Here is a 12,466-nt window from a genome sequence, read left to right on the forward strand (position 1 = left end):
TTATCCATATTAATAATGACCGCATTTCCCAGAATAAAATGGAATATCAGAATGAGCATTTGACCCGTACTGATGTATGTTTTGTCGGCAAGACGATGACTCATGAGACATTTTCCTCTCCTTTTTTATTCCGGGTCTTTCTCAGCCACGACACGATTAGCAGCAAGATAGGAAAAAACACAGCAAATATCGGAAACAGCCATTTCAGCAATAACTGGCCTGTTTGAAGGTGATCTTGATAGCTCAGTGCCATTAATACACAAGAGACTAACATGATCAGCCCAAATGGCAGGATCAGTTTATGGTAAGACATTCTCAATACATCCTCTGCGGCTTTAACCGCGGCATAATAGAAGATGAAAATTTTAAAAAAGTCAAAGATAATAACGCTCATAACACCGATGACATCGACTCTGTCGATAAAATCAGATATTTCGACCTTGCTGATCATCGAGAGCAGCGGGTAAGTCGCCCGTTTGAACACATCTTCCCCCAGTGCAAGCACATTGGACAGTGTAACAAAAGACAGGAGCAGCCCTCCCAGCAATATAGCAGAGACCCCTACCCCATTGGCACGATAGCCTTTTTTTAATGTGGGGAGAATCATCGCAAACGTAACCATCTCGCCGTACGGTAGCATCACGGCTTGCGAATAAACAACTTGCCATATCGGCTGCCAGCCATGCTCGGCTATGGGCAATATATTGCCGACATCTACAATGCCTGCCAACAAAATTAATATATTCGTAGCCAGGCCCAGCAGTAGCAGCAAAATCAACATGATGATGGCCGTTCGGCCTGCAACCTCGATTCCCAAATACACCACATACATTACAAGTCCAATCATTAAGGCACAAATGACTGTCAACGGCGTATGCTGAAGTGTCCGGTCGGCAATCAGGATCCCCGTGTCCCGAAGATCCCGTGCTCCGCCATAAAGAAAAAACACGATATATAAAAAAGCAAGCGCACTCCCTGCTTTCTTGCCCAAAAGGGTTCTGCAGTACTGTGTCATTAGCAAGTTGGGAAAGCGTTGGTGAAGGCTGCCATAGCATACAAAAAGCAATGCCCCAAAAATCGCTGAAATGAGGATGGCGATCCATGCATCCTTGCCCGCATTCCTTCCGGGAATAGACATCATGGATGTGCCCATCTCAAACAACACCATAAGAGAGATCATCTCTTTTGCACCTATCTGTACCCTTTTTTTCATGGCCTTCCCTCCTTGTTCTATTTTTCACTAGTCTGATTCACCCTTGGAATATGGGTTAATCCGCGACTGAGTGTGTTTCAGTACAGAAGTCACTTGAATACGGACGGTACTTTCCGCAAAATAACGGCTCCAATCGGAAGAGAGCCTTTTCCATTGTTTGGGATAGCTCCTCTCCAGCGCAAGGCCAAAGCCTATTACATCGCTGCGGGTACGCTGAACATCCCTGACTGTTGAAGTGATCACTTTTTTCGTCTCCTCTGTCCATTGCTCCTGCAGTCTTTTCATCGCCTCCGGACTTTGTAAGTTAATCGAGCACTCGGCTTCCTGTACTGCCCCGGTCTGTTTTAAGTTAATCACAAAAACAGGCTCTCCTTGCTCCATCCGAGTGTGTATCTTGGTTGCAGAAAACAAGGTTTCGATGCCAATGGTTTCCCTATTCTTACCGCAGCTCAGTGTTGTTTGGGCACTTTTCACCTTGTTGTTGATCATAGACAGTCCAATGGCCTGGTCATCGTCCAACCAGTGGACAAGCCGATCCTTTTTGAACACCCCCATTCCGTTAATATGAACAATGGCTTTCGGTAAAATATTGTCCACATTGTTCTTGCTTGCGGCCTGCTCCAAATTCCCATTGACTCCTATGCCCGTCAGCACAGGACCGCCACCCTTATGAGACATGCTGCGAATCACATCGTCGATAGTCACCGCGTAATCCCCGGCATACAAACGCTCCGATGTTTCCAGCTTTCCTGAAATATCATTGGCGGGAATACGACCGATTGCGGTCATGATTGCCAGTACATCCTTCCCAGTATTACCGCGTGCCACCAGCATTTTCACCGGCAGCCGGATTTCTGTAGACCTTTCCAAAGAATCCATCATATCGCCGATTCCAGCCCGTGCCAGCTTTTCACCAATAACGATCAGTTTGGTATGCGCCAAAGAAATGATCCTCGGAACCCTTTGTGAGGCTCTGCGGAGCGCTTGAAATAGATTTTTTCCCTTTTCCCGATACAAAACGACAGGAGTATCTCCTCTCGCTTTGGCTCCGGCGATTTCATCTGCCACGATCACCTGTAGGGAAACCTCATAGTCCGACTCCCCAACCAAATCAATTCCTATCCCAGCTACTACTGCTCTCTGGTTTAACTCCACAGAATCCCAGCAACCGGATAACAATGGAGCGAACAGCAGTAAAACCAAACACAGCCCCCCTATTCTCCTCTTAAAAGTTACTGCACTTTGTTCATTCCTCTTCCCCTGATACACCCTGATTGCCCCCCTCCTGCATTGGTGTGGTTTTATCAGAAGAGGAAATCCCACTTCCATCCTTCATTCGTTTCTGGTTCTTAGATGTAATGCTTTTAGGACGCTTCCTCATCATCCAGAACGGGAGTCGCAATACGGCATCCTTTTGACTCTCCAGCACAAAAGGGCTGAAAGGCGCCATGTAGGGCACCCCGAAAGAACTCAGACTGTTCATATGAGCAATTAGCGCAATCAGCCCCAATGTAATGCCGTATAGACCCATGAACGCAGACAGTATCATGAAAATAAATCGGCACAATCTCCCGGCCACCGCCATGTTGTAGGCTGGGATTGCGAAACTGGCTATCCCCGTCAGGGCTACTACAATCGTGAGCAGCGGGGTGACAATTCCGGCTTCCACGGCCGCTTGACCCAACACAAGTGCTCCTATAACAGATACCGTTTGACCACCCGCACGCGGCATTCGAATACCCGCCTCACGCAAAATCTCAAAGGTGATTTCCAAAATAAACGCCTCTAGAAATGCCGGAAAAGGAACGGATTCCCGCTGAGCCAATATGCTGATCAGCAATGGAGTTGGTATCATTTCATAATGATATGTTGTTAAGGCAATGTAGAGAGAAGGCCCTAGAATAAGAATAATGAAGCTGATATATCTAATGAGCCGAACAACAGTCGCCATATCGTAACGCTCTTCATAATCCGAAGAATTCTGGAAGAATTGAGCAAATATTGTGGGCATCACCAATACAAACGGATTTCCGTCTATAATGAGTGCCACTCGGCCCTCCATAATATTGCTGCTGATGGTATCAGGTCTTTCCGTGTTAAAGATCGTTGGAAATGGTGTGAAATGATTTTCTTGTATCATCTCCTCAACCATGCCGGACTCAAATATGGCGTCAATATTGATGCTTTCTACCCGTTTACGAACCTCATCTACGACGCGTGGATTTGCAATATTCTTCATGTACAGCATGGCCACATTCGTGAGGGACGTGCTTCCCACTTGGAACATCTCCAGTGTAAGATCGGAGCTTTTAATCCGTCGCCGGACCAGAGAAATATTCGTGAACAGGGATTCTACAAATCCATCTTTTGGTCCTCTGACGACTGTCTGTGTTGTTGGCTCGCTGACCGCGCGTGTCTCTCCCCCACGCGTACCGCACGCAATCGCTTTTTCGCAGCCTTCCAATAAGATGATCGTGTCTCCCATTAACAGTTGTTCCATCATGGAACTCCAATCATCGCAGTCCTTCACTTCTCCCAGTAAAAGCGCATGACTCTGTATTCTTGCGTACAGCGCTTCTGCACTCTCCACCTCAGCAGCCACTTCAGCAGATGGGCGGCTAAGCATGGATCTCATGATGAGTTCATTCACCGTATCCGTTTTAGCCATACTATCCAGAAACACAATAGCGGCGGGAACATCCGCCCTAAGCCCCAATTTAAAGCGACGCATCAGAAAGTCTGGGCTATCTGACGTCAATTTCTTAATTTGCTGCAAGTTGGTTTCCAAACAAGCCTCGATTTTCAAATAGCGCGGAGAATTTCCATTCTTCTCATCCACACCTGATTTTCTATTATGTTTGCGATAGGGATAGCGAATCATGTGCAAACCTCATCTCCAGTAAGGCAGCAATAGATACCGCCCATTTTTCCTTATTCTTGTATCTTTGGAGTATGCTCAATCTATTCCCAGTTATGCACCAAATACGTGAACGAAACGTTATAAGCGCACCCGCGTAATAAATTTCAATAAATTCTTCATTTGCAAGCTTAATGTCAGTTTTTTTGATAAAATGAAGAAATATGCCTCTCGGGAGGGTTAGCATCTTGTTCAGTACGTTTTTTGTAAATACCTGTATCCTTGTCACTTTTTTGTACATAACCGGCCTTATATCACAAAGATATAAAATCCGGCTGCACACCTTGAAGCGTAAGATACATTGGATTGGAGGTGCCCTTTTTGGGTGCTACGGCATTGTCATGATGTACTATTCAATTCCAGTAGGATTTAATACGATTGCCGATCTTCGTCATCTGGCCATCGTAGCTACCGCCACTTACATCGGCGGCCCAGCAGCACTCATGGCTACCCTGTTTGTATGTGTAGGTAGATTATTGCTGTTTGGTATTAACGCTCAAGCCGTCGTAGGCGCTATTTTTATGATGCTCGTTGGCCTGGGGTGCGCTTTATTGTCACATCTGTCCTGGTCACGTTTACCCAAGCTGATCATTATGAACGTTTTTGCTTTGGGCATTATATTCTGTCCCCTTATGATTAATTTGAAAAATCTTGATGATGTTCTGCACGTGTATCCGCTCCAATTCTTCATTTCCATGGTCGGCGGATGTCTTCTGTACCTCATTGCTGAATCTATCAACACATCCAATGAGCTGTTACTTCGACTGGAGCATACCTCCTACACAGACCATCTCACTAATTTAAGCAACAGAAGACAGCTTGAGTTTTCATTGGAAGAGGAGCTCCCTCAAGCTCGCCAACGTCATGAGCACTTATCTGTACTGGTATTGGATATTGATCACTTTAAGGAAGTCAACGATACCTACGGACATGCCGCAGGAGATGCAGTGCTGCGCCAGCTTGGACAGATTTTAATGGAAAAATGTCGTCCTAATGATGTAGTCACCCGCAGCGGGGGGGAAGAATTCACCGTGCTTTTGCCGAATTGTGCTTTTCGGCAAGCACTACGCATAGCTAATCAAATTCTTAGCGGAGTAAATCAGTATGAGTTTGTTTTAGCGGACGGGCTTATTCTTAAAGTCACCGTGTCCATCGGCGTGACAACCTTTCCAGATACCGGGGAAGATATGTCCGGGGCAGCCCTGTTGGAGCAGGCAGATAAAGCTCTATACGAAGCTAAAAATGCAGGACGTAACCGGGTTTGCTCATATGAAATATAACTTGAGGCATGATCAATTCATAGAAATAGCCGATACAACCCTCTCTTGAGAGTCATATCGGCTATTATCATTTTGAATCTTCATTATGATTGCATTTCCCCACCACGAGTGATGTACGATTGGCAAGCGAAGCCAGCGTATAGGATCCCCATACTTCCAGCATACGTCGTTCGCTCTCGGCTAAAATTTCGGATACGGCTATCGCCAACTCCTCACAAAAAGGATTGGTTTCCGGTTCATGCATCATACCCGGGAAAATTGGATCACATATTTCAATGGCGTGGTATATATCGGCAAGTGTAATATGGTCGGCCGAACGGGTAAGCACATAGCCTCCCTCACGACCTTCGCGTGCTGCAATCAAATCTGCCTGTACAAGTCGCGTCAGCACCCTGCGCACCAAAGTGACTTCGCAGTCAATGGAACGGGCAATAGAACCGCTGGCACAGAGTTCTCCGTGCTTTTCCAAATAGACAAGCGCCTTTACCGCCACCCCAAGCCATCTGGGCGTTGCGGTGCGTAGTCTTTTTTCACTATTCAAATGAGATGACACCCCTAAGCTGTAGAAACTTCGTTGAATGCATTGTACGTGATGTCAGAAGTAAGTTCAAGCCTGAAAGCCGGAATCCTCTGTAGCATGATCACCCAAAATAAAATGAGCTAACCGCACTTCCCCGCTCAACAACAGATATACATCACGTATGCCAGAGACTGAATGTACCGCTTCGGAGAGTGTAACCCAAGCTTGCGCCCCTCCTGTATTGCCCACGTTCACACGTGCCACGGCTTCACTATCGGGTGCATCCAAACACAGCTCAATTGTGGCATCACTGCTGTTGCCTGACACGCGGCACTGAAGCTCGGCCACACTCACCGTATCCATGTCTACGCCATGAAAGGCAATCCAACCAGAACGTTGAGGTGTGCGCGGACGTACACAGGCCTCCCTTTGCTCCTTGCTTTCATCTAGTACGATGTCGGAGCAATCATCGAAGTTTTCAGCGCGGATACTTCGTCCGGCTTGGCGTGGTGGAATGACTTCGCCTCGAACGTACACAGGGTGCTCCAATCGGATATCCGCTGAGGAAGCACCAGCCAGCAGTGTATATTCACCCGATTCAACGCAATAGCAATCCCGCGTAACATCCCAGATCGCCCAATCCTTCATCCGAATCGTAAAGGAAACCGTTCGCGTCTCACCTGCCTCTAAGCGAATACGTTGAAAACCGCACAATGTCTTTAATGGTCGCTTTACTCGTGAGGCACCAGGGCGTACATAGAGTTGCACAACCTCTTCACCAGCAGCTACGCCCCGATTCGTCACCTCTACCCACACCTGGAGCGTATCCACGGCATCCAGTGCAGCAATAGATGTTACGCTATCCTTCAGGGCATCTGTACGCAGGTCACTATATTCAAAAGGCGAATACGTCAATCCATGGCCAAATGGATACAAGGATTCACCTTCAAAATATTGATAGGTACGACCACCGCGAATAATATCGTAATCTTTGATGTCGCCCAATTGATCCTCGCTCTGAACCCAGGTCATGTTCAAACGCCCCGCTGGCGCGTAATCTCCAAATAACACATCCGCTATTGCCGTACCATGCTCTTGTCCCGCATGAGACGTGTATACGATCGCTGGAATATGCTCCTGAACCCAAGGGATGGCAAATGGATAGCTACCCGTCAGAACCACAATCGTATTCGGATTGACGCGATACACTTCCTCGATAAGCCGTTGCTGGGAAGCTGCCAGTTCCAAGCCTGGGCGGTCATTCTCTTCCTTTCCATTGATGAGCGGGTGATTTCCAACAAATACAATTGCTGTATCTGCCGCTTGCGCAGCGGCTATCGCTTCCGCTAAACCATCTGACACCGTCTCTACCTGGAATGTTGTATGGCTCTGTCCTGAAACTGTCGAGGCTGTCGAGGCGTTACACTCTACAGCGTTAAGTGCAGATTTTTCAGCCTCCACTACCTTTAATGATCCCTCTGTTCCGGCAATGACTGGTTTGCCATTCCATGTCGTCCACAGATGCTCTCCTTGTCCAACAGGAGTCAGCCCAAAGACCTCTTTGACATACCAGCCATACGCTTCATCAGCTGTCACACGGAGCGTTATTTCATCACTCGTCACATAAGTACCCAGATGCTCATCATGTAACGTCACACTGCCATAGCCCCAATCCGTCATGGTCAATACCGTGGGCTCTCCATCCTGGGATAGGCGCATCTCACCAGAAGAATCAACTGCGAGCTTCGATCCGTCATTCGCCGCCGTCAAGGTCACGCGATCCTTGGCATCACGGTACACGACGCGTTCCTTCTCGTCCTCACCTTCCAGCTTGGTACGAATCGCCTCCAGCGGTGTAACCCGGTATGGCAGCGTACCGGAATACCAGTCGCGGTACACCTCATTGCCATGCGTACCAATGACCGCTACTTTACCACACCGGACAGGGTCCAATGGCAAGAGTTCATGCTCATTTTTAAGCAGTACGATCTGCTCCCTCGCCGCACGCAACGACAATTCACGGGCTTGCTCTGTCATGAGAGCTTCCTCTCCGATCGAGGCATAGGGGTTGTCTGCAGCCGGATCAAATTCCCCCAACCGAAAACGGACACGGAACGTATGAAACAATGCCCGATCCAAGTCTTCTTCTTGCAGCGATCCTTGCGCCAAAGCTTCTCGAATCGCCCGCTTGGAGAGCTCCGCATCATCTGTAATGCTGTCAATTCCCGCCCGAATAGATTCGGCCACACCTGGCGTGTGGGAATCGTAATACTGATGATCGTTGACAATCCCCATGACATCACCCGCATCACTTACGACAAAGCCGTCCATCCCCCATTCGTCCCTGACAATATCGTTAACCCCATGATATAACGTAGCAGGCGTTCCATTAATCAGGTTGTAGGAAGTCATCATCGACTGGGCGCCGCCTTCCATAAAAGGCTTCTCAAAGGCTCTTAGGTAATATTCTCGCAAGTTTCGTGGATCTATACTGGAGGAGCCACTTCCCCGATCCACTTCATTATTGTTACCCAGAAAATGTTTTAAAGTGGCAACCGCCTTCAAATATACCGGATGATCCCCCTGTATTCCTTTGACTAACTCTTTCGACAACTCTCCCGTCAAATACGGATCTTCGCCGTAAGCTTCCTCATTGCGTCCCCATCTTGGGTCACGCTCCATATCCACCGTAGGTGCCCACAGGGTCAGACCGTTTAATTTGGGATCACGACGATAGTAGACACGCGCCTCATCTGCGATAACAGATCCGATTTGACGCATTAATTCCGTATCCCAAGTACATGCCAATCCTACTGGCTGAGGAAATGAAGTCGCCTCACCCAACCACGCTATCCCGTGTGCCGCTTCCGTACCGTGCTTGTAAGCTGCGACTCCCAATCGGTCAATGGCCGGCTGGTATTGCAACATGGATTCGATCTTTTCCTCCAAGGTTAGTCGCGACACGAGATCCCGTACACGCTCATCCAGATGAATCTTCGGATCTTGAAATAAATATTCGATATCCGTTGTTTCATGACTCATATCCGTCATCTCCTTATTCCATTTAAGAATATAATGAAAAGGCATACATGAAAGCGTTTTAATATATCATAGCTAAAAAGGAGTATCACGGCAACAATACCGAAAACATCCTATACTGGATGAAAGAGAGTCGCAGCTTAAAGACAAAAAAAAGTTACATTTTACCTTCAATATACAAAGCTAAAAATAATATTTTTTGGTATAATCAGGATATATCATTGAAGGAGGAAGCGCTGATGAAAAATACCGGAATGACAAGGCCCCTGGATCAATTGGGGCGAATTGTACTCCCTAAGGAAATGCGCACCACAATGGATATCAATATCGGTGATTCGCTTGAATTCTTCGTAGATGAAGAAGGATTTGTATTAAGAAAATACACGGGTGTCTCCTGCAAATTTTGCGGCGCGGTGGATCACTTAACTTATTTTCGGGACAGCTTTATCTGCGCTGATTGCATTCAATTATTAAAGACCGATGAAAATGTGCATGCCACAAGCAATGATGCTATCCAGGCTCAAGAACATACCCAGCCGATCCGAAACAACACAACGTGGCAGCCCAAGCAATCCAGAGTGCAGCAAGGTGAAATGGTAAAAAAGCTTCGCAAGCTAATTCAGGATCACCCGAACCTGCCACAAAAAGTGTATGCAGAAATGCTCGATATCTCCCAAGGCCGGGTGTCCCAGTTGAAAAAGCTACTCTAAACCTTCTAAAATCTATATCCCAAAATCATACACAATGTACCGACGACCCTATTCATTTTTTTGTCACAACTTCGATTGCTAGGTATAGAGTAAGGCGCATATCTACGGATGTGCCCCTTACTCTATACCTGGCTTTTTCGTGTCGGCCGCTCTTGCCAATGTGACAATAGTCACATACTCCCGATGTATACGTATATACAATATATAGATCGAAACAATTGGTTATCACTAGATATCATCAATATGTTGTTTTTGTGAAAAATATATATATTTTACTATATGGAGGGTTTTACGATGAAGGTGCTGGAGGAACATCAATTATACGACATCGGCGAGCGGGTCATTGGGGCACAAGATCTGGACATGCTGCGGGAGAATGCAAATCTGAATGGAGAATCGTTCAGCGGCAAAATGAGCAAGCTTGGGTCCGAGTATGCCAAATGGTATGCGCGCCTGCGGGTACTTCCGCCTGAACTGACGAACGCGATTGATCACGGATATGTATATGTTCACGATTTGGACCAATACGCACTCGGAACTACGAATTGTATCTTTATCCCTTTTGGCCGGTTACTACAAGACGGATTCAATACAGGCAATGGCTCTGTACGCACACCGCAAACGATTATGTCCGCTATGGCACTAGTTGCCATCATATTCCAGTCCCAGCAAAATAGCCAATTCGGAGGTGTCTCCGCCAATAAAATAGATTGGGACCTTGCCCCATACGTTGCCCGGTCCTTCCGCAAGCATCTGCGCAAGGGACTTCGGCTGTTCGAGGAAGAGATAGAGTCCAGTCTGACTGACGATGAACTACATATGGCCAACCCCCATTTGCAAGAAGTCTGCCCTCGTTCATACGCATTCGCTCGCGAAGAGACGGAGACGGAAACCCGACAGGCTGCTGAATCGCTCATTCATAACCTAAACACCATGAGCAGTCGCGCAGGTGGACAGATTCCATTCACTTCACTGAATTACGGAATGTGCACGTCTGCTGAGGGACGGCTTGTTACTCAATCGCTGCTGGATGCCACGATTCGCGGCTTGGGTAGCGGGGAAACTCCTATTTTTCCACAGCATATTTTCCAATGCAAAGAGGGAATCAATCAGGCAGAAGGCGACGTCAATTATGATTTGTTCTTACGGGCGGTAGAATGCTCTAGCAGACGGATGTATCCCAATTTTGTGAATGTGGATGCCACCTTCAACCTGCCTTTTTACCGTGCTGATGACCCGGATACCATTATAGCGACAATGGGTTGCCGTACCCGCACCATTTCTGACCGTTTCGGTAGAAATCGGCAGAGTGGTAAGGGAAATCTCTCCTTCAATACCATTAATCTGGTGCGGCTTGGCATTGAGTATGGTATTTGCACAGGCAAACGCCTGACACCTGACCGTGATCGCTTTGATGCGAGACTAGAAGAAGTTATGCGCATTGCGGTGGATGGCTTAATCCATCGCTATCAAATCCAGACCAGCCAGCCGGCCAAAGCCTCGGACTTTATGATGCGCGAAGGGGTATGGGAAGGTGGAGAACAACTAGAGCCAGATGATAAGGTGGGAAGCATACTAAAACACGGTACGCTTTCGATCGGATTCATCGGACTGGCTGAGTGCATGAAGGCACTATACGGGAAACACCACGGGGAGGATGATTTCGTATACCGCGAGGCACAGCGAATCATCACTTCTATGCGCGTGTATTGCGATCGAATGAGTGAATATCACAATTTGAATATTACATTGTTCGCTACGCCTGCCGAAGGTCTGTCGGGCAAGTTCACCTTGCTGGATCAACGTGATTTCGGGATTATTCCTGAGGTAAATGATCGAGAATATTACACGAATTCTTTTCATATTCCCGTGTATTACACGCTCCCGGCTGCTCGTAAAATCAGCTTGGAAGCTCCGTTCCATAACCTATGCAACGCTGGTGCGATATCATACATTGAACTGGACGGTAATGCGCGGAATAACCCGGATGCGTTTCTTAAAATTGTTCAATACGCGCTGCATCAGAATATCGGCTACTTTTCCATCAACCATCCGGTGGATCGTTGTACGGAATGCGGTTATGAAGGGATTATCGGGACAAGCTGCCCCCAATGTGGCACAGATGAGGAGCACACACACTTTCAGCGCTTACGTCGGGTAACCGGATATCTGACAGGGGATTATACCGTTCGCTTTAATGCTGCAAAACAAGCAGAAGTTCGAGATCGGGTGAAACATAAGTGAATTTGTGTGGCTACATTCCGGAATCTCTGAACGAAGGATACGGCCTGCGCACCGTCGTGTTCATTAGCGGTTGCCGTCATGCCTGTCCCGGATGCTTTAATCCAGCGTCGTGGAGCTTCCGTGCAGGTGAGCCATTCACACCCCAACGACAACAGGAAGTCATTCGTGACATCATGGATAATCCGTTGTTGGATGGACTGACTCTCTGCGGGGGAGACCCGTTTTTCTCAGCAGCAGAATGCTCGCAATTTGTGCGCGACTTCCGTGCGGCCTGTCCCGACCGAACCGTGTGGGCTTACACTGGCTTTGTCTATGAAGATCTACTCACAGATCAGGAGCGACAAAAGCTAGCACTTTTGTGCGATGTGATTGTGGATGGTCGCTTTGTAGAACAGCAAAAGGACCTGACCCTTCCCTTCCGGGGCAGCCACAACCAGCGTTTGGTAGATGTAAAAGCCAGCATTCAGGCAGGTTACACCGTTTCATTGACTTAAGGCGAAGGTTACTCGGCAAATGCTATATCTAATCTAGGACAAGTCTCCA

Annotated in this window: 9 protein-coding genes; 4 read left to right on the forward strand and 5 right to left on the reverse strand. The window is 47.5% G+C overall.

Translation table 11 applies throughout. The features are described from left to right. Positions 1–100: 100 nt before the first annotated feature. From MKY35_RS24510 to MKY35_RS24520, 3 genes are read right to left on the reverse strand one after another with little or no spacing between them, the layout of a single operon-like run. A complete protein-coding gene (locus MKY35_RS24510) occupies positions 101–1,213 on the reverse strand; it encodes a GerAB/ArcD/ProY family transporter (protein ID WP_342445050.1) in 1,113 nt (370 codons plus the stop codon). A 27-nt stretch (positions 1,214–1,240) separates the two neighbouring features. Next, positions 1,241–2,416, reverse strand: coding sequence for a Ger(x)C family spore germination protein (locus MKY35_RS24515; RefSeq protein WP_342445051.1), 1,176 nt, complete (start codon positions 2,414–2,416; stop codon positions 1,241–1,243). Positions 2,417–2,459: 43 nt separating this feature from the next. Continuing rightward, positions 2,460–4,094 carry a spore germination protein gene (locus MKY35_RS24520; protein WP_342445052.1) on the reverse strand — a complete coding sequence of 545 codons (1,635 nt, stop codon included), beginning with the start codon at positions 4,092–4,094 and terminating at the stop codon, positions 2,460–2,462. 224 nt (positions 4,095–4,318) lie between these two features. Between MKY35_RS24520 and MKY35_RS24525 the strand changes: the two genes are divergently transcribed. Then, positions 4,319–5,410 (forward strand): diguanylate cyclase, encoded by a 1,092-nt coding sequence (locus MKY35_RS24525; protein WP_342445053.1) that lies wholly within the window; start codon positions 4,319–4,321, stop codon positions 5,408–5,410. Positions 5,411–5,477: 67 nt separating this feature from the next. On the opposite strand, the gene MKY35_RS24530 is transcribed toward MKY35_RS24525, so the two are convergent. Further along, complete coding sequence (locus MKY35_RS24530) at positions 5,478–5,951, reverse strand: Rrf2 family transcriptional regulator (protein ID WP_342445054.1); 474 nt, start codon at positions 5,949–5,951, stop codon at positions 5,478–5,480. 66 nt (positions 5,952–6,017) lie between these two features. After that, positions 6,018–8,972: a glycoside hydrolase family 3 C-terminal domain-containing protein gene (locus tag MKY35_RS24535; protein ID WP_342445055.1), complete on the reverse strand. Its 2,955-nt coding sequence runs from the start codon at positions 8,970–8,972 to the stop codon at positions 6,018–6,020. Between the two features lie 236 nt (positions 8,973–9,208). On the opposite strand from MKY35_RS24535, the gene MKY35_RS24540 reads away from it, so the two are divergent. The 3 genes from MKY35_RS24540 to nrdG all read left to right on the forward strand — a co-directional run bounded on the left by MKY35_RS24540 (position 9,209) and on the right by nrdG (position 12,417). After that, positions 9,209–9,679, forward strand: a complete 471-nt coding sequence (locus MKY35_RS24540; protein ID WP_029518613.1) for an AbrB/MazE/SpoVT family DNA-binding domain-containing protein — start codon at positions 9,209–9,211, stop codon at positions 9,677–9,679. 294 nt (positions 9,680–9,973) lie between these two features. Beyond that, the gene (locus MKY35_RS24545; RefSeq protein ID WP_342445056.1) at positions 9,974–11,923 is read left to right on the forward strand and encodes an anaerobic ribonucleoside triphosphate reductase; all 1,950 of its coding nucleotides are present in this window, start codon (positions 9,974–9,976) and stop codon (positions 11,921–11,923) included. Further along, positions 11,920–12,417, forward strand: coding sequence for an anaerobic ribonucleoside-triphosphate reductase activating protein (gene nrdG, locus MKY35_RS24550; protein ID WP_342445057.1), 498 nt, complete (start codon positions 11,920–11,922; stop codon positions 12,415–12,417). The genes MKY35_RS24545 and nrdG overlap by 4 nt, the downstream gene beginning before the upstream one ends. Positions 12,418–12,466: the final 49 nt, after the last annotated feature.

The sequence above is a fragment of the Paenibacillus sp. FSL L8-0638 genome, assembly GCF_038593075.1.
Taxonomy (GTDB): domain Bacteria; phylum Bacillota; class Bacilli; order Paenibacillales; family Paenibacillaceae; genus Paenibacillus; species Paenibacillus polymyxa_D.